15 protein-coding genes and 4 pseudogenes are annotated in these 17,412 nt (G+C 61.4%); 16 read left to right on the top strand and 3 right to left on the bottom strand.

Going from position 1 to position 17,412, the window contains the following annotated elements; translation table 11 throughout:
- From BN32_RS25365 to BN32_RS25420, 14 genes and pseudogenes are all read left to right on the top strand, one after another.
- Nucleotides 1–1,945, top strand: a 1,945-nt coding sequence (locus tag BN32_RS25365) for an aerobic carbon-monoxide dehydrogenase large subunit (RefSeq protein ID WP_040427762.1), incomplete at its 5' end; no start/stop codon positions are given.
- Between the two features lie 151 nt (nucleotides 1,946–2,096).
- Nucleotides 2,097–2,984 carry an AAA family ATPase gene (locus BN32_RS25370; protein ID WP_019200215.1) on the top strand — a complete coding sequence of 296 codons (888 nt, stop codon included), beginning with the start codon at nucleotides 2,097–2,099 and terminating at the stop codon, nucleotides 2,982–2,984.
- 1 nt (nucleotide 2,985) lies between these two features.
- The gene (locus BN32_RS25375) at nucleotides 2,986–4,191 is read left to right on the top strand and encodes a vWA domain-containing protein (protein WP_019200214.1); all 1,206 of its coding nucleotides are present in this window, start codon (nucleotides 2,986–2,988) and stop codon (nucleotides 4,189–4,191) included.
- A 4-nt stretch (nucleotides 4,192–4,195) separates the two neighbouring features.
- On the top strand, nucleotides 4,196–5,038 hold the full coding sequence (locus BN32_RS25380; protein ID WP_019200213.1) for an XdhC family protein: 843 nt from the start codon (nucleotides 4,196–4,198) through the stop codon (nucleotides 5,036–5,038).
- Complete coding sequence (locus tag BN32_RS25385) at nucleotides 5,038–5,667, top strand: SRPBCC family protein (RefSeq protein ID WP_019200212.1); 630 nt, start codon at nucleotides 5,038–5,040, stop codon at nucleotides 5,665–5,667. Before BN32_RS25380 ends, BN32_RS25385 begins: the two co-directional genes overlap by 1 nt.
- Nucleotides 5,668–6,290: 623 nt before the next feature.
- Nucleotides 6,291–6,416 (top strand): hypothetical protein, encoded by a 126-nt coding sequence (locus BN32_RS28100; protein ID WP_019200211.1) that lies wholly within the window; start codon nucleotides 6,291–6,293, stop codon nucleotides 6,414–6,416.
- A 127-nt stretch (nucleotides 6,417–6,543) separates the two neighbouring features.
- Nucleotides 6,544–7,308, top strand: a pseudogene (locus tag BN32_RS25390) (IS5 family transposase); the annotation flags it as partial.
- Nucleotides 7,309–7,492: 184 nt separating this feature from the next.
- Complete coding sequence (locus BN32_RS25395) at nucleotides 7,493–8,728, top strand: IS256 family transposase (RefSeq protein WP_169713338.1); 1,236 nt, start codon at nucleotides 7,493–7,495, stop codon at nucleotides 8,726–8,728.
- A gap of 120 nt (nucleotides 8,729–8,848) precedes the next feature.
- On the top strand, nucleotides 8,849–9,724 hold the full coding sequence (locus BN32_RS25400) for a helix-turn-helix domain-containing protein (RefSeq protein WP_030092364.1): 876 nt from the start codon (nucleotides 8,849–8,851) through the stop codon (nucleotides 9,722–9,724).
- Nucleotides 9,725–9,967: 243 nt separating this feature from the next.
- A pseudogene (locus BN32_RS28000) lies at nucleotides 9,968–10,045 on the top strand (ParA family protein); the annotation flags it as partial.
- Nucleotides 10,046–10,244: 199 nt separating this feature from the next.
- Nucleotides 10,245–10,589, top strand: a complete 345-nt coding sequence (locus tag BN32_RS28005) for a hypothetical protein (RefSeq protein WP_244438288.1) — start codon at nucleotides 10,245–10,247, stop codon at nucleotides 10,587–10,589.
- A gap of 72 nt (nucleotides 10,590–10,661) precedes the next feature.
- Nucleotides 10,662–10,943 carry a ribbon-helix-helix domain-containing protein gene (locus BN32_RS25410; RefSeq protein WP_037506114.1) on the top strand — a complete coding sequence of 94 codons (282 nt, stop codon included), beginning with the start codon at nucleotides 10,662–10,664 and terminating at the stop codon, nucleotides 10,941–10,943.
- 78 nt (nucleotides 10,944–11,021) lie between these two features.
- Complete coding sequence (locus BN32_RS25415; RefSeq protein WP_019200205.1) at nucleotides 11,022–11,411, top strand: type II toxin-antitoxin system RelE/ParE family toxin; 390 nt, start codon at nucleotides 11,022–11,024, stop codon at nucleotides 11,409–11,411.
- On the top strand, nucleotides 11,389–11,706 hold the full coding sequence (locus BN32_RS25420) for a helix-turn-helix domain-containing protein (protein ID WP_024899700.1): 318 nt from the start codon (nucleotides 11,389–11,391) through the stop codon (nucleotides 11,704–11,706). The genes BN32_RS25415 and BN32_RS25420 overlap by 23 nt, the downstream gene beginning before the upstream one ends.
- Nucleotides 11,707–11,931: 225 nt before the next feature.
- Here the strand turns inward: BN32_RS25420 and BN32_RS25425 are convergent, their stop codons facing one another.
- From BN32_RS25425 to BN32_RS25435, 3 genes and pseudogenes are all read right to left on the bottom strand, one after another.
- Nucleotides 11,932–12,321 carry a hypothetical protein gene (locus BN32_RS25425; protein ID WP_019200203.1) on the bottom strand — a complete coding sequence of 130 codons (390 nt, stop codon included), beginning with the start codon at nucleotides 12,319–12,321 and terminating at the stop codon, nucleotides 11,932–11,934.
- 11 nt (nucleotides 12,322–12,332) lie between these two features.
- A pseudogene (locus BN32_RS25430) lies at nucleotides 12,333–13,199 on the bottom strand (type IV secretory system conjugative DNA transfer family protein); the annotation flags it as partial.
- A 59-nt stretch (nucleotides 13,200–13,258) separates the two neighbouring features.
- A pseudogene (locus BN32_RS25435) lies at nucleotides 13,259–15,415 on the bottom strand (Tn3 family transposase); the annotation flags it as partial.
- Between the two features lie 64 nt (nucleotides 15,416–15,479).
- Here BN32_RS25435 and BN32_RS26600 point away from each other — a divergent pair.
- Nucleotides 15,480–16,621, top strand: a protein-coding gene (locus BN32_RS26600) for an IS3 family transposase (RefSeq protein WP_085947356.1) whose coding sequence is annotated in 2 segments (ribosomal slippage) — nucleotides 15,480–15,744 and nucleotides 15,744–16,621 — 1,143 coding nt in all. Because the reading frame shifts where the segments join, the coding sequence is not laid out codon by codon here.
- A 346-nt stretch (nucleotides 16,622–16,967) separates the two neighbouring features.
- Complete coding sequence (locus tag BN32_RS25450; protein WP_040427766.1) at nucleotides 16,968–17,321, top strand: NADH-quinone oxidoreductase subunit A; 354 nt, start codon at nucleotides 16,968–16,970, stop codon at nucleotides 17,319–17,321.
- Nucleotides 17,322–17,412: the final 91 nt, after the last annotated feature.

Below are 17,412 nucleotides of genomic sequence, written 5' to 3' on the forward strand. Positions count from 1 at the left end.
GGATATCAAGGACAAGATGACCGGCGCGCATGGACCGCGCAAGCATCACAACCACATCTTCTTCTGGGATATCGGCGACAAGGACGGTACCGACGAAGCCTTTGCCAAGGCCGACGTCGTCTCCAAGGATATGTTTACCTATCACCGGGTCCATCCGTCGCCGCTGGAGACCTGCCAGTGCGTCGCCTCGATGGACAAGATCAAGGGCGAATTGACGCTGTGGGGCACCTTCCAGGCGCCGCACGTGATTCGCACAGTGGTGTCGCTGATCTCGGGGTTGCCCGAGCACAAGATCCACGTGATCGCGCCGGATATCGGCGGCGGTTTCGGCAACAAGGTTGGCGCCTATTCCGGCTATGTCTGCGCGGTGGTCGCGTCCATCGTGCTGGGCGTGCCGGTGAAGTGGGTCGAGGACCGGATGGAGAATCTCTCCACCACCTCGTTTGCGCGTGATTACCACATGACGACTGAACTCGCCGCCACCAAGGACGGCAAGATCCTCGCCATGCGCTGCCATGTGCTCGCCGATCACGGCGCATTCGACGCTTGCGCCGATCCGTCGAAATGGCCGGCAGGTTTCATGAACATCTGCACCGGCTCCTATGACATGCCGGTGGCGTATCTCTCGGTAGACGGCGTTTACACCAACAAGGCATCGGGTGGCGTCGCCTATCGTTGCTCATTCCGGGTGACGGAAGCGGTCTATGCCATCGAACGCGCCATCGAGACGCTGGCGCAGCGGCTCGGCATGGATTCGGCGGACCTGCGCATCAAGAACTTCATCCAGCCGGAGCAGTTTCCGTATCATGCTCCGCTCGGATGGGAATACGACAGCGGCAACTATCCGCTCGCCATGAAAAAGGCGATGGATGCTGTCGGCTATCGTGCGCTGCGCGCCGAGCAGAAGCAAAAGCAGGAAGCCTTCAAGCGTGGCGAAACCCGCGAGTTGATGGGCATCGGCATCTCCTTCTTCACTGAGATCGTCGGCGCCGGTCCATCCAAGAATTGCGACATTCTCGGCGTCGCCATGTTCGACTCCGCCGAAATCCGCATCCATCCGACCGGCTCGATCATCGCCCGCATGGGCACCAAGAGCCAGGGGCAGGGCCACGAGACGACCTACGCCCAGATCATTGCCACCGAACTCGGCATTCCCGCCGACGATATCATGATCGAGGAAGGCAACACTGACACTGCGCCTTACGGTCTTGGTACATATGGCTCGCGTTCAACGCCGACCGCCGGCGCGGCCACGGCCGTGGCCGCGCGCAAGATCAAGGCCAAGGCGCAGATGATCGCGGCTCACCTTCTCGAAGTGCATGAAGGCGATCTTGAATGGGACGTTGATCGCTTCCGGGTGAAGGGTCTGCCTGAAAAATTCAAGACCATGAAGGAAATCGCCTGGGCGTCGTACAACAGTCCGCCGCCCAATCTGGAACCGGGTCTTGAGGCGGTGAATTATTACGATCCGCCGAACATGACCTATCCGTTCGGCGCGTATTTCTGCGTCATGGACATCGATGTCGATACCGGCGTCGCCAAGACCCGGCGCTTCTATGCACTCGACGATTGCGGCACGCGCATCAATCCCATGATTATCGAAGGACAGGTCCACGGTGGTCTCACTGAGGCCTTCGCCGTCGCGATGGGTCAGGAGATCCGTTACGACGAACAGGGCAACGTGATAGGCGCGTCATTCATGGATTTCTTCCTGCCGACTGCGGTGGAGACGCCGAAGTGGGAAACGGACTACACCGTCACGCCGTCGCCGCATCACCCGATCGGCGCCAAGGGCGTGGGCGAAAGCCCCCATGTCGGCGGCGTGCCATGTTTCTCTAACGCAGTGAACGATGCCTTTGCGTTTCTGAATGCAGGCCACATCCAGATGCCGCACGATGCCTGGCGGCTCTGGAAGGTCGGCGAAAGACTGGGCCTGCATGTTTAAGACAGGTCCGGGCGAAGCAAACTCTGCTCCGCCCGGCATGTCCGGAACGTGTGGTGAGATTTCGGGTGCCGGCTGCTCGTCGGCTCTCTGATCGCACCGGACTTGAAGCAGGGACTGCACCGGCAATGGGCCGGGCGAGTTGGAAATGCTTATGCGTCATCATATTCCACGCGATCGAATCGCAGATCGGCTGGCCGCCGCAGGCTATATTCCGGATCGTGATCTTGCGACGGCCGTCTGGCTGATGGAGCACCTGTCGCGCCCGCTATTGCTGGAAGGCGAGGCGGGCGTCGGGAAGACCGAGGTTGCGCTGGCTTTGGCTCGGGCGAATGACGCGCGCCTCATTCGCCTGCAATGCTATGAAGGACTTGATCAGAACGCGGCGCTCTACGAGTGGAACTATCAGCGCCAGTTGCTGGCGATCAAGGCGCGCGAAACCCATGCTGACGCTGCCGATGTCGTCGAAGATCATATCTTCTCGGAAAAATTCCTGCTTGAACGTCCGCTGCTGTCGTCCATCCGTCAGCCGAAATCGCCTGTGCTGCTGATCGATGAGGTCGATCGCGCTGACGAGGAATTCGAGGCGTTCCTGCTGGAATTGCTGTCGGATTTCCAGGTGTCCATCCCCGAGCTTGGAACCATCCGCGCCACCACGATCCCGCATGTCGTGCTGACGTCCAACGGAACGCGCGAACTCTCCGACGCGCTGCGCCGCCGCTGTCTCTATCATTACGTCGATTTTCCCGACGTCGAACGCGAGGCGCGTATCATCACCGCGCGCATGCCCGACATCGACGTGGATCTGGCGTTGCAGATCGCGCGCATGGTCGAGGCCATCCGCAAGGAGGATTTGCGAAAGAGCCCCGGCGTTGCCGAAACACTCGACTGGGCAGCCGCTCTGGCCGGGCTTGGCATCGACGATCTGCGCGCGGAACCGGAAGTCGTGTTCGAAACCATGATGTGCCTGATCAAGACGGCAGAGGACAAGTCGCGCATGACGCGTGAGGTGTCCGACCGGCTGCTGGGCAAGGTGGCCTGATATGGCAGGAAGTGCGGCCATTCGCGAGACGATTGCTGCTCCGGCGGGCGCAGGCGCGCGCCGCAAGCTCGGCGATTTCGTCCGCGTGCTGCGCGACAACGCTTTTATTGTCGGGCTCGCCGAGACAAGTGACGCGCTCACGGTGCTTGCCGGTCCGGATTCGTCATCGCCATCGCGGTTGCGTCCAGCGCTGCGCGCGCTGTTGTGCAGCAACAAGGCGGACTGGGAGAAATTCGACGAGATATTTGATGCGTTCTGGCTGGGGCGCGGCATGAAATCCGCCACGCGCATGTCCGGCGTGCTGCAGAAGACCCCGCCGGGTTTCGACAGCACGAAGAGCGGCGATCGGCCGGGCAATCCGGACGGCGCACCGGATAGCGTGCAAAGGCGTCCCGGTGGTGATGACGAGACCAACGAGAACAGCCCCGGTCTACGCGAAGGAGCCTCGCGGTCTGATTCGCTTGCCAAAGCCGATTTCCGTCATCTCGCCAATCCATCCGATCTTGCGGAGGCTCATGCCGTTGCGGCCAGGTTGGCAAAGGCGATGCGCGTGCGGCTGACCCGGCGCGAGCAGGCACGCCGCGCGGGCCGGCGCATCGACCTGCGGCGCACGATCCACAAGAGCATCGCGCATGGCGGCACGCCGATGGAACTGGTCTGGCGCCAGCGCAAGAACAAGCCGCTGCGCCTCGTCGTGCTCCTCGACGCCTCGGGTTCCATGAGCATGTATTCGGCGGTGTTCCTGCGCTTCATGCACGGCATTCTTGACACGTTCCGCGAAGCGGAAGCCTTCGTATTTCATACGCGGCTGATTCACATCTCACCGGCGCTGCGCGAGCGCGATGCGACGCGGGCGGTGGAGCGCATGTCGATCCTGGCCCAGGGCGTCGGCGGCGGGACACGGATCGGCGAGTCGCTTGGCACATTCAACCGCTGGCACGCGAAGCGTGCGATTCATGCGCGCACCTGCGTCATGATCGTGTCCGACGGTTATGACACCGGACCGGCCGAGCAACTGGGCCGTGAGATGGCGGCGCTGCGCCGACGCTGCCGCCGCATCGCCTGGCTCAATCCGATGATCGGCTGGCGCGATTATGCGCCGGAGGCGGCCGGCATGAAGGCGGCGCTGCCCCATGTCGATCTGTTCGCTCCGGCGCACAATCTCGAAAGTCTGCAGGCGCTCGAACCTTATCTGGCAAGGATATGAGATCATGACGCTCGCACCCGATGTCCTCGACATCGTCAACGACATGAAAGCCCGCGGCGAGCCGTTCGCGCTGGCCACTGTGGTGCGCACGGTATCGCTGACCGCAGCGAAGGCGGGCGCGAAGGCCGTCATCCTCAGAGACGGCACCATGACCGCCGGATGGATCGGTGGGGGTTGCGCACGTGCCAATGTGCTGAAGGCGGCGCGGCAGTCGCTCTCGGACGGCCAGCCGCGCCTCATCAGCGTGCAGCCGAAGGATGTGCTGGAAGAACACGGACTGAAAGCCGGTGAATCACACGACGGCGTCCTCTACGCCAACAACATGTGTCCGAGCCACGGCACCATGGATATTTTTGTCGAACCGATCCTGCCGCGTCCGCAGCTTTATGTCTGCGGCGCATCGCCTGTGGCGGTGGCGATCGCGGCCATCGCCCAGCGCATGGGATTCTTCGTATCAGTGTGCGCCCCAGCCGCGGATCATGCGCTGTTCGGCGATACCGATCGGCTTGTGGATGGTTATGAGATCCCTGCGGACAGCGGCGGCAACCGATATGTCGTTGTGTCGACTCAGGGGCGTGGTGATACGGCAGCGTTGAAATCGGCTTTGGCCGCTCAGTCAACCTATGTCGCCTTCGTCGGATCGCGCAAGAAGGCGGCCGTGCTGAAGGACGAACTGGCTGCCGCGGGCGTGCCGCCCTTGCAACTGGAGACTCTGCGGGCCCCGGCCGGACTCGATCTCGGCGCGATCACGCCGGATGAAATTGCATTGTCGATCGTTGCGGAGATGGTCGAGGTGCGCCGCCGTGGACAACGGCGGGCGGAACAACAGGAAGAAGGACATGTCTGATGGATATGAACGGTTCGCAACGCATCGAAGCTTCACGCGAGTTAGTCTATGCCGCGCTCAACGACGTCGATGTGCTCAAGCAGTGCATCCCCGGATGCGAGTCCATCGAGAAGACATCCGACAATGAAATGAACGCCAAGGTCACGCTGCGCGTCGGTCCCGTGAAGGCTTCGTTCACCGGCAAGGTGACCTTGTCCGACTTCGATCCGCCGAACGGTTACACTATCACCGGTGAAGGCTCCGGAGGCATGGCCGGCTTTGCCAAAGGCAGCGCCGCGGTCAAGCTGGAGGCCGATGGTGACGCAACCATCCTTCATTACACCGTGAAGGCCGAGATCGGCGGCAAGCTCGCGCAACTCGGCGGGCGATTGATCGATGCGACGGCCACGAAGCTTGCAGGGGAGTTCTTCGAGAAGTTCAGCGGCATCGTCGGCGGTCCGGTCGAAACCGCGGATGAGGCTTCCGCGGAAAAGAAGAAAGTCGGCTGGCTGAAGAAGATGGTGGGTGCGACAGGCGCCGTGATGCTGGGCGTGATCATTGCAACGCATTGGTGTTGTATCAACGGTCATGCCCATGCCCAGAACGAGCCGCTGATGATGTTCATCTGTTCATCCACATCGGGAGTATGAGCAAGGGTAGGGGAGGGGCTTGTTTAAGTAGACATTCCACCGAACCCGAAACAAAACCCAGCTTCAACGTTCTCGCCTGCTGTCGCCTGAAGGGCGCGACGATTCGCATGAGTCTTCCAGTCAACCCCGGCCCTTGCGTTTGAGATGTGGACTTTAAGCGACGTAAAACAACCCGCAAAGAGGTTGCCGGAATAGGACACTTACCGAGGAGTCGCCAGCGTGATGACTGATTCACAAAGCCATGACTGCAACCGAGCGAATCCAACGGCGAACGGTATCGCTGCGCCGATTGGTCTAGATAAGTCTGAGCGGCAGGCGACGGCCGTGAGAGGCGCGTTTGCTGTCGGCGCAATGACCACTCAGCATCAGTTTATCGCTTTGACGCTGCTCGCCGAAGCACTTTCGCATGCAGTCTCGCGAGGCCGAAAAGCGCGTGCAAGCGGCCAATTGAATTCTCCTTAAGGGTCCATCGGAGTTGTGCCGCGGGAGCGCTTGTGCCCGTGCAGTCCCGCGCCTGAGAGATGTCGGCGCATGATTCGTCATGGATATGCAACGGCTCCTCCTGGCGGTTTTCGCCTCAAGCGAATCTCCGCTTCTGAAACGGCTTCCAAGGGGGCGGAAAAATGCTCGTGATCACGCAGCAGATAAAGGCAGCAAGGTCGCTGCTGGGATGGGAGCAATTCGAACTTGCCCTGCAAAGCCGGATTCGCAAAATCCCGGCGTTCGGGCTGAAAACAGACGTTGCGTAAAGCGGCGAGCCTTACTCGGCAATCATTCACAAAGCATATCTGCGATGAGAGGCTGACTGAAAAAGGGTTGAGTGATTTCAGTGGCTTATGATTCCTTCGGATTTGCGAAGATTCGAGGGAGAGCACGATGGCCTGGACTGAAATCACCCGGCGACAATATCGCCGTGAGGGACTGCATTATGCAAGCGATCTGACGGATGCGGAGTGGGGATTGCTGAAGCCTTTGATACCTTCCCCATCCCGCATTGGGAGGCCGCGTGAGACGGACTTGCGAGCCGTGGTGAATGCGATCCTGTACATGGTCTCGACAGGGTGCCAATGGCGTCAGTTGCCCAAGGACTTCCCACCGTACTCGACCGTTCAGGGCTATTTCTATGGATGGTCGCGCGAGGGCAGGTTCAGCTCGATCAACTACACGCTAGTGATGGCGGCACGCGAGCATGCTGGACGTGAGGCGAGCCCGACGGCGGGCGTCATCGACAGCCAATCGGTGAAAACCACGGAAAGCGGCGGCCCGCGCGGCTACGACGCCGGCAAAAAGATCAAGGGGCGCAAACGCCACATTGTAACCGACACGCAAGGCAATCTGGTTGGTCTCCTCGTGCATCCAGCCGATGTCCAGGACCGTGATGGTGGCCCCCGCGTACTGGCTTCGATCCGCCGGCTCTATCCGTGGCTGCGGCACGTCTTCGCCGATGGTGGTTATGCGGGGGGCAAGATGCGGAATGCTCTCGCAAAGATCGGAAAATTGACGCTCGCGATCATCAAGCGATCCGACCATGCTGAGGGCTTCGAGGTTCTACCGCGCAGGTGGGTCGTCGAGCGTACATTCGCGTGGCTTGGTCGATGCCGCAGGCTCGCCAAGGATTTTGAGGCGACCATCGCAAGCGCAACCACAGCCTCCGGTGTGCAGCCGGTCATTTCAGAATACGAAGATTCTGATGAGGGTGCCGTCGCGGAGTTGGTAGGAATTGAGGGTGGCGTAGTCTCCGGGGTGATCAACCTCGAATCATCCGGCGTTGAAGCGTCGGACTGGAGACTACGCCATGACCAAGCTTACCACGAAGCCTGATTCCATGCAGCCTGCGACTGAGATGGCTGTTGATCTTTTCGATAACTGGTTCGACCCGATCGAGACCGAGGTACGGGCTCGGGCGCGTCAATTCATCGAAGAGCTGATCCGCGGCGAGCTCGATACCGCGCTGGCCCGGCCGCGTTACGAACGAAGCAAGATGGCCGGCAACGAAGCAGGAGCCTGCGTCACGGGCCACCGTCATGGCAGCCGGACGCGCTCGCTGACGGGCACGTTCGGGCCGATCGAGATCGCGGTGCCGCGGGCCCGGCTGACCACTTCGGAAGGCAAGACGACGGAATGGAAGAGCCAGGCGCTGCGGGCCTATCAGCGGCGCACGCTTGCCGCCGATGCGCTGATCGCGAGCACCTATCTCGCCGGCACCAATACCCGGCGGGTGCGTCGCGCGCTGGCGGCGTTGTTCGGCGGGACAGTCGGCAAGGACACGGTGAGCCGGACGTGGCGCAAGGTGAAGAGCGACTGGGATGCCTGGAACACCCGCTCACTGGCCGAGGATCCGATCGTGCGCCTGATCCTCGACGGCACCGTCGTTCGCGTGCGGCTCGACCGCAAGGCGACCTCGATCTCGCTCCTCGTTGTCCTGGGCGTGCGCGCCGACGGCCAGAAGGTGCTGCTCGCGATCAAGAGCATGGGCGGAGAGAGCGCCGAGGCGTGGCGCACTGTCCTCGACGATCTAATTAGGCGCGGGCTACGGCGGCCCGAGTTCCTCATCGTCGATGGCGCGCCGGGGCTCGACAAGGCCATTGCCTCGGTCTGGGACGGAGTGCCGGTCCAGCGCTGCACGGTCCACAAGCACAGGAACCTTTTCGCGCATGCACCCGAGCGCCTGCATGACGAGATCACCGCGGATTACAACGACATGATCTACGCGACGACACCTGAGGAGATAGAGGTCCGCCGCAAGGCCTTCATTCGCAAATGGAGGCTCAAGCACCGCGCTGTCGCCGACAGCCTGGAAGAGGCAGGGGAACGCTTGTTCACCTTCACTCGCTTGCCGCCGAGCCAATGGCGCAGTGTACGCACCACGAATGCAATCGAGCGTCTGCACGAAGAATTCAAGCGACGGATCAAGACTCAAACCGTTCTGCCATCCGCCGACACCGCCGCGATGTTGTTCTGGGCGCTGCTCGCTTCAGGACAGATCAACATGCGCAAGGTGGATGGGTGGCAGACGCTTTCCACAAAACCCATTGATCAGCCGATTGACCTTGCCGCCTGAAACGATACCTTCATGTTACCGGAGAACGCGCCACTGAATTCCAACCGCATTCCGGACGGCACCGGAAAGCCGTGCCTGCCGTCCGCGCCGTCATGTCCTTCAAATGGAAGGACGACAGGCATGTTGAGGACGCAGATCGCGGCCGCGATCGGCTGCGCGCGCGCAAGCGCGCTTGATGAGATCATGCGGGAGGTATGGACGCGCTACAGCGCCGGCCAGCTCACCGAGGAAGACGCCGGGCAGCTCTCCACGCTCGCCCATGAGCGCCGCGAGGCGTGGCGGGGATCGGGACAGGCCGGGCTTGGCCTGGTCATGCCCCCGGCCGAGCGATGCCCGACGCCAGTTCGCCGGCATAGTCATATCCGGGGCCGATCGGAGGGCCGGATATGGCGGCCGACGACGCGCAAGGACGTTCAGGCAATCTTGAAGGCGGCCGAAATCTACAATGAGGCCGGCTTGCACGAGAAGGGCGAGCGAAGCGGCCCGCTAGGATCGGTGGCGCTCGACGTGCTGCGGCTGTTCGTCAATCTCATAGACTTCCGCACCGGCCGGTTAGAGCCGTCAATCACCACGATCATGGATCGGCTAGGCCGGTCGCGCGATACGATCGTGCGGGCGCTGAAGAACCTGCGGGCGCATGGTTTCATCGACTGGCTGCGGCGCTACGAGCCGACCGGCAACGAGGGGCGCGGCCCACAGGTCCAGCAGACGAGCAACGCCTATCGCCTGTCCTTGCCGGAAAAGGCCCGTCAGTTTCTCGGCAGGTTCGGCAAGGCCCCGCCCCCGCCTGCTGATCATGGACAGGATCAGCAGGCATGGAGCGAGGCAATCGACGCCTACAAGACCACCCTGCCCCTCGATGAGCGGACGCAGCTCGACACCGGCGATAGCCCGCTCGGTAAGGCCCTCGTGATGCTGGCAAAGAGTGTGATGAAACGTGAGTCCGATAACCAGACTGAATCCCCATCTGATCTTTATCTAAGAGGGCAAACATAAGCGGTCGCCGCTGTTCGGGCTGCTTGCGCAGCCCTGCGGCGGTTCCGATCCGCGTATAAGGCGGATCGGGAGGCGGCACCCTCACAGCAAAACCGCCACGTTCGCGCCGGCGGCAACCGTCCTACGGGCTTTCGAGAGGGAGCGAGGGGCAAGGGCGGGGCTTAATATTTGCTGTATTGCCAGCAATAAGGCATTTAAGCAAAAGTTCTTGCCGTCAATGCGGTTTGCTGCTATGCCAGCAATATGAAAACAATCGCCATAGTCAGCCAAAAAGGCGGGGCTGGAAAAACCACCCTCGCCTTGCACCTTGCTACGGCCGCCGAGGCGGCCGGGCTTCCCGCCGCTATCATCGACCTTGACCCCCAGGCAAGCGCCGCCGGATGGGGCGATAGCCGACAAGGTGAGGCCCCGGTTGTCGTCGCGCTTCCTCACACTCGTTTGCCGCAAGGCTTGCAGGCCGCGACCGATGCGGGCCGAGCTGGTCGTGATCGACACCGCGCCGCACTCGGAAGCGGCCGCAATGGCGGCAACGCGATCGTCCGACATGGTGTTGATCCCGTGCCGAGCCGGAATCCTCGATCTTCGCGCGATCGGAAGCACGGCCGAGCTGGTGAAACTCGCCCAAAAGCCGGCCTTTGTCGTTTTGAACGCCGTGCCGCCGCGTGCCACGCAGCTTCTGGCCGATGCGCGGGAAGCCGTTCAGGTTCACGGCTTGGAGGTTGCCCCCGTCGCCTTCCAGCAGCGGGCGGCTTTCGGACATGCGCTCACGGCCGGCAAAACCGCTCCGGAGTATGAGCCGGCCGGCAAAGCCAGCGAGGAAGTGTCCGAATTGCTGACCTGGCTTAGAGGCCAATTGCTGATTTGACGGCAAGCTGTATTGCCAGCAATAAGGCATAATGGTATTGCTGGCAAACTGGCAGTTTGATGGGATAAAACCATGTCGAAAAGACCGAGTTTAGCCGCGAGCATGAAGGCCGTGGGCGCGCAGACCACGCCGCCTGTTGCGCCTATCGCGGAATCCGCCCCCGCGCCGACCCCGGATCGTGCCGAGGGTAAGCGTTACCATGCCGCCACGCGGGCCGGAATGAAGCGGGTGACAGTCGTGGTCGAGCCGGAGGAACATCGCCGGGTTAAGCGGCTGTCAGCCGACACCGACCGCTCCATTGAAGACCTCATGCGCGAGGCGCTTGCTGACTTGCTGGCAAAACATAGTGCTTGATTGCCAGCAAAGCGGCGATGCGGTAAGGGCCTTGAAGTGTAACGCTATGTGTCATACATTCAGGGGCGAGGAAGTCGCGTGAGGGTTTTCAAAAACAGCCGGTTTCACAAGTTTGCCCGAAAGGAGAAAATCTCTGACGCGATGCTTTGTGAGGCTGTAGAGCGGGCTGAGCGCGGCCAGATCGACGCCGATCTAGGGGCCGGCCTTATCAAGCAACGAGTAGCGCGGCCCGGCGCTGGAAAGTCTGGCGGCTTCCGAACGCTGGTTTTCTTCCGCGCGGAGACGAGGGCGGTTTTCGCGTTCGGGTTTGCCAAGAGCGATATGGCGAACCTTGATGATGCGGAAGAAGCCTACTTGAAGAAGGCCGCAAAGCTGGTCTTGGGGTTTGCAGATGCGCAGATGGACGCGGAAGTTGCTGCGGGTCGAATGTTCGAGGTGAATTGCGATGAGCAAGACTTACAAGAGTGAAGCTCTGGCGGCCGTCCATGAGATGATGGAAGGCTTCTATGAGTCCGGCGCGATCGACAAGCAGACGATGCGCGAATTTGACGAGGGGTGTCTGACAACCGTTGAGCCGCTGACCCCCGAGGAAATCCGTTCTATTCGTGAGCGTGAGCGTATCTCGCAGCCTGTCTTTGCCCGCTATCTCAACGTGAGTAAGGGGCTGGTGTCAGATTGGGAACGTGGGGTGAAGAAGCCCGGCGGCCCGGCGCTGCGGCTGCTGACCGTTATTCAGAAAAGGGGCCTTGAGGCGATTGCCTGATTGCTGGCAAGTTGGCAAACAAGCAATTTGGCAAGTTGTCTGCCTGCATCCCGCCCCCGGCCGTCCCTACGGCCCTAGATGATGAGAGCGGGACGGCCGGGGGCTAGCGTCGCGGGTGTGGCCTGGTTGAGCGATGCCGGCGAGCAGCCGGCCCGGCCCGGAGGGAACGCGCTCCCACATAGCGCCGAAGTGACCGGAGGGCCGCAAGAGAGAAGCCCCGGTGCGTCAGCGCCGGGACCGCTTTTCCCATCTGGCCGGCTCGGGCAGGGGGGCTTCGCGCTTTTCGCGCAGTAGGGCTTTCATTTCTTCCATCGAAATACCCGGTCGGGAATCATCGGCCGCCACCTGTATGCGGCGCTTGAGTAGTTCCCGGCGCAGATCGGCATGGGGTGCCAGCTCCTTATGCTCGCCCAGGATCACGAACACGGCTTCGGACGGATCATGGAACGTGTCCTGTTCGATCAGATCGAGCAGCCACAGGGCCAGCGACGGCGGCAGATAGGCTTCAAACCGCAAGCCGCCCTTGGCGGCCTGGTCACGGAGCTGCTTGGCCTGTTCAACGGCATGGGCCTTGTCGGCGGGATCGGGCCATTCGGGCGCATCGGTGTCGGTCATGGTTTCATCCTTTATGCTTGGTCGAACAGCCCCCGGAATTCTGCATCGGCGTAATAGGCGAGCTTGCCGGCGACGATCGGCCGTTGCCCGGCGAGGAACAGCAATTCGACATGCTGCGGCAGGTTGCGGACCTCATCGGGGGTCAGCAGCGGCCGGGCCGTGTGTTGCTCGCCATAGGAGAGGCCGGATTTTTCGGAATCGAGCGCCCGGCTCATGGTCTGGAACACCACGGTTTCCTGCCCGAGCAGATCGGAGACGAGGCGGGCGCTGTCGTGATCGTTGACACCGAACACCTGTAGGACGCCGGCGTTTGACAGGAAGGTTCCGGCGCGTTGCCCGTAGGTGGCGCGGAGCTGGTGAACGTCTTGCAGGATCGGCCAGAGCTGGACGCCATAGCCGGCCATGAGGCCCATTGCGCGCTCGACGGGGGCGAGGTGGCCGAGGGCGGCGAACTCATCCAGCAGGTAGAGGACCGGCACGGCCGGCTTGGCGGGGTCGCGCGCCATGTCGGTCAGGCTTTGCGCGACGAGCAGACGCAGCCAGCGGGAATAGGTGGCGAGGCGATCGGGCGGCAGGACGAGGAACACCGAGGCGTTGCGGCGCTTGAGATTGGCAAAGCGGAAATCGGATCGGCCGAGGACCGCGACCATGCGGGGGCTGTCGAGGAAATGGGTATGGCGCTGCGCGGCCGAGAGGACGCCGGCCGCTTCCCGGTCGGATTTGCCGAGGTGGCGGTTTGCGGCGCGGGCGATCAGGCCGCCGGCGGCCGTTGACGCCTGCATGTCCTTCAGGAGCGCCGCGAAGGCTTCAGGGGCGAGGGTGAGAGCTTCGCGCAGGGTAGCGAGGTTTCGCCTGTCGCGCGGCTCGCTGGCGGCAATATGGGGACGGAACAAGAGCAGTGCCAAATCGTACGCTAAGGCCGAACGGATGGTGAACGTCATGCGGCGCGCAACATCCGGCCGGGAAGCCGCAAGAGCCTGAAGCCTTCGGACAACTGCTGCTCGGTGTCCCAGGAATAGATGCCGGTGAGATTGATGTGCTCCCAGCTCAGCGGCGAGACGTGCTTCAGCAATCTGTCGGGAATATTCCGGCCCCGCTGGCGCAGATGAGCCGTTGCCCGGCTGAGATAGACGGTGTTCCAATGAACGATGGCGCTGACCACGAGGTTGAGGCCGGAAGCCCGGAATGCCTGACTGTCAAAGGAACGATCACGGATTTCGCCGCGCTCATGGAAGAAGACGGCGCGCTTGAGCTTGTGAGCGGCTTCGCCCTTGTTGAGCCCGGCCTGACAACGCCGGCGCAGCGCCGGGCTGGAATACCATTCGATCATGAACAACGTGCGCTCGATGCGGCCGAACTCGCGCAACGCTTTGGCCAGATCGCTGGATTTCGATGAGGCGGACAACCGCTTCAGGATCGCCGACGGCGCGACGGTGCGCGTGGTGATCGACGCGGCCAGGCGCAGGAGCTCGTCCCAATGTTCCATGATGAGCGCGGTGTTGATCGGCGCGCCAATATGGTTCGCCAATGTCGGATAGGCATCGGCCTTTTCGAAGGTATGGAATTTTCTGTCCTTGATGTTGCGAAGGCGTGGCGCGAAGCGCCTGCCGATCAGGCAGAACAGCGCAAAGACATGATCGCTCGCGCCGCCGGTATCCGTAAATAGCTCCTCGATCTCCAAAATCGTGTCGTGGTCGAACAGGCCGTCGAGCACATAGACGGCCTCGCTCTCGGTCGGGCTGATCGGCAGGATGCTGTAATATCCGTACTGGTCGGAAAGACCGCTGTAGAATTTCGAACCCGGCTCGCTGCCATAATGCAGGTTGATGTCGCTGCGCCTGGCGGCCCGGTCGCTGGCACGAAAGAATTGCCCATCGGATGAGGCCGTCGTTCCGTCGCCCCATATTTGCGAATGCGGATGGCGCGTATGGGCATCGGTGACGCATGCCTGCGCGGCCCGGTAGGTTTCTGAGCGGGCATGGAAGCTGCGCATCCAGCCGATCTGGTGGGCGCTAATCCCCTTCGACGCCCCCGCCATGCGTTTTGGACCGAGATTCGTGCCATCGGCAAGCACGCCGGCCAGCATGGCGGCGATATTTTGTGGCGCATCTCCCGTCCGGACGTGGGTGAACTGATCGGCAAATCCGGTCCATTCATGCACTTCCCGCAAGAGATCGGGCACCTCGACCAGGGGATACATGTCCGTGATTTCGGCATTGAGGGCTTCCGCCGCCGCGGGAACGTCGCTGGTATGCGGCGTCACGATCAACGTCCCGTTTTCCATCCTGACGCCATCAAGCTTGCCGAAACGGGCGCGCCAGGCCAGTCGTTTGAGATTAAAGTCCATCATTTGCCTGACTTCAGCCAGCCAGATAGCGCAGTCGGACGCGACACCGAGGCCGAGCTGATCTTGCCCCTTCAGAGCGACAAAAGTTGGCGTCGGCATAAGATCTTCGTCTATCGGTCGGAATGACCGGCTGCCCTCGACCCACACATCGCGCGAATGCAGCCGGTCCCGTAAATGAGCGAACGTGGCGATTTCATAAAGCCGCCGATCCGGCTTGCCATCCTCGAAAATCAGTTTCTTTTCGGTCGCACCCAAATGGCCGACCGGCACGCGATCCGGCAGGACACGACGTCCTTCTACATAAAGCATTTTCAGGACCGCGACCGCCGCAAGCAGCGGATCGTGCCGGCGGCGCGAGCGGAATGTGAATGCCTGAAGGAAGGCCCCCGCGAACTTGCGGATGTTCCCATATTGCTCGGCCGCCATCACCAAAGGCGACACGTCGCCGTTCTCGACCATGGCTTCAAGGCTGGGCTTGATCTGCAGCAGCCGATGCCAGCCGACTTCTCGGTTTACCGCCTCGATTGCATCTTCATCGGCATCATTGGCAGCCTGCAGGGCCAGAATCGTGTCGAGGAACAGTCGCAGCGCCTTGGACGTTTCGATGCGGGCGTTCATGTGGCGCTGTTTTTTCCGGTTGTTGACCTGAGAGAACAGGCGTCCCATCAGCTTGATGAACATCATTATCGCATCGTCGGTGAGCTTTTGGCCGAGCTTGATCACCTGCGCCACGATTGTCGCGCGGCGACTGATCTGCCCCCTTTGAAGTGGTCCTCCCTGAAGTATGATTTTCGGATGGAGGATAAGATCAATGGCAAGGAAGAGGCATACGGCTGAAGAGATCGTTGCGAAGCTGCGGCAGGTTGATGTGCTGATGGCACAGGGCCGGCAGGTAGCAGACGCAGTCCGAGCGATAGGCGTGACGGAAGTAACGTACTATCGATGGCGAAACGAGTACGGTGGCCTGAAGGGCGATCAGGTGAAGCGACTCAAAGAGCTGGAGACTGAGAACAATCGTCTCCGGCGAGCGGTGTCGGATCTGACGCTGGACAAGCTGATCCTGGCGGAGGCCGCAAAGGGAAACTTCTAAGCCCCTCCCGACGCCGTGCTTGCGTCGATCATGTAACAGCCGAGCTTGGCATCTCCGAGAGACGGGCGTGCCGGGCTTTGGGTCAACACCGATCGACGCAGCGCAAGACTCCAACGACACCCGATGACGAGGCGGCTTTGACTGCCGACATCATCGAGCTTGCCCGCCAATATGGCCGCTACGGATATCGCCGAATTACGGCGTTGCTTCGCAGAGCCGGCTGGATGGTGAACAAGAAGCGTGTTGAGCGGATCTGGCGATGCGAGGGGCTGAAGGTCCCCCTAAAACAACCTAAACGCGGGCGTCTCTGGTTCAACGACGGCTCATGCATCCGTCTGCGGCCGGAGCGACCCAACCATGTCTGGTCCTATGACTTCGTCGCCGACCGCACCCACGACGGCAAGGCGTTCCGGATGTTGTGCATCATCGACGAGTTCAGCCGTGAGAGCCTGGCCATCCGTGTCGCGCGGAAGCTCAAAGCAACTGACGTCATCGAAGCGCTCTGCGAGCTGTTCGTCTCGCGGGGCATCCCTGCGCACATACGTTCGGACAATGGCCCTGAGTTCGTCGCCGAGGCGCTGCGGGATTGGATCGCCACCGTCGGAGCCAGGACTGCTTACATCGAGCCGGGCAGTCCGTGGGAGAATGGCTATTGCGAGAGCTTCAACGGCAAGCTGCGCGATGAACTGCTCAACGGCGAAATCTTCTACACATTGAAGGAGGCCCAGATCGTGATCGAAAACTGGCGACGTCACTACAACACGGTGCGTCCACACTCATCGCTTGGATATCGACCACCGGCACCCGAAGCCATCGTCTGGCCAGCACCAAAGGAGGTAGTCAAAATGCAATCCCTAAACTAACATTCCGATCGGACCACTCAGTGGGGGCCGGTCACCGCCGCCAACAAGAAAAACACTGGCGGCAAAGCTGACTTGAGCGGACAGGCACATTTGACTTCCCTCTGTCATGTTTGTTCGGATCGTCAATCATGCAACGCTAAATCACCGGCCACCCAATTGGAAGAAACCAATTGGAGACCTGTGTTCTTGAAGTCCCAAGCCCGGAATTTTCGGAGAGCTGTAATAATCCGTTGCGCGCAGCGTCTTAGCATAACGGCAGCATGGCCGCTGGCGTTGGTTTGATTGTGCCTTTCTGCTTAAACCCTTAACACTTTAGAGAGTCGAGCACCCGAAGGAGATAACACGGATGAGCGAGCTTTCCCAATACGCGATCCTTTTCGGGCTGAGTGTCGGTGTGTTCGGTTTCGTGCTCAGCCTCTACGGGCTCGCCCGGGCCATCGGGCGCACGCGCTCGGAACCGGGCAAGGACGTGCCCGCCACGGCCGGTACCTTGTCGCGCGATCCGGTCTGGGTCCGCTATCATGCGCGCTATGCCGGTTATGCGCTGCTGTTTCTGGCCTTTGATATGGAGATGGCGTTCATGTATCCGTGGGCGGTCGTCTACCGCGAAGAAGGGCTGATCGCATTGCTCGACATGGGCGTTTTCCTCTCAATCCTGTTCCTGGGCCTGCTCTATGGCTGGAGCCAGGGCGCGGTTTGACGGTCGGTCAACTCGAACCCAGTTACGGGCCCGGGGCACGGTAACGGTCGGGCGTCGAAGTCGGTAACGGATTCGACGGGCGGCGGTCGCC

This window comes from Afipia birgiae 34632, assembly GCF_000308295.2.
Taxonomy (GTDB): Bacteria; Pseudomonadota; Alphaproteobacteria; order Rhizobiales; family Xanthobacteraceae; genus Afipia; species Afipia birgiae.

Excerpts from the sequence above, each read along its gene's own strand:
- BN32_RS28005 (WP_244438288.1), top strand. The coding sequence starts at position 10,245 with ATGGCGGCAACGCGATCGTCCGACATGGTGTTGATCCCGTGCCGAGCC.
- BN32_RS25385 (WP_019200212.1), top strand. The coding sequence starts at position 5,038 with ATGGATATGAACGGTTCGCAACGCATCGAAGCTTCACGCGAGTTAGTC.
- BN32_RS25425 (WP_019200203.1), bottom strand. The coding sequence starts at position 12,321 with ATGACCGACACCGATGCGCCCGAATGGCCCGATCCCGCCGACAAGGCC.
- BN32_RS25395 (WP_169713338.1), top strand. The coding sequence starts at position 7,493 with ATGCAGCCTGCGACTGAGATGGCTGTTGATCTTTTCGATAACTGGTTC.
- BN32_RS25380 (WP_019200213.1), top strand. The coding sequence starts at position 4,196 with ATGACGCTCGCACCCGATGTCCTCGACATCGTCAACGACATGAAAGCC.
- BN32_RS25400 (WP_030092364.1), top strand. The coding sequence starts at position 8,849 with ATGTTGAGGACGCAGATCGCGGCCGCGATCGGCTGCGCGCGCGCAAGC.
- BN32_RS25420 (WP_024899700.1), top strand. The coding sequence starts at position 11,389 with ATGAGCAAGACTTACAAGAGTGAAGCTCTGGCGGCCGTCCATGAGATG.
- BN32_RS25375 (WP_019200214.1), top strand. The coding sequence starts at position 2,986 with ATGGCAGGAAGTGCGGCCATTCGCGAGACGATTGCTGCTCCGGCGGGC.
- BN32_RS28100 (WP_019200211.1), top strand. The coding sequence starts at position 6,291 with ATGCTCGTGATCACGCAGCAGATAAAGGCAGCAAGGTCGCTGCTGGGA.
- BN32_RS25450 (WP_040427766.1), top strand. The coding sequence starts at position 16,968 with ATGAGCGAGCTTTCCCAATACGCGATCCTTTTCGGGCTGAGTGTCGGT.
- BN32_RS25410 (WP_037506114.1), top strand. The coding sequence starts at position 10,662 with ATGTCGAAAAGACCGAGTTTAGCCGCGAGCATGAAGGCCGTGGGCGCG.
- BN32_RS25370 (WP_019200215.1), top strand. The coding sequence starts at position 2,097 with ATGCGTCATCATATTCCACGCGATCGAATCGCAGATCGGCTGGCCGCC.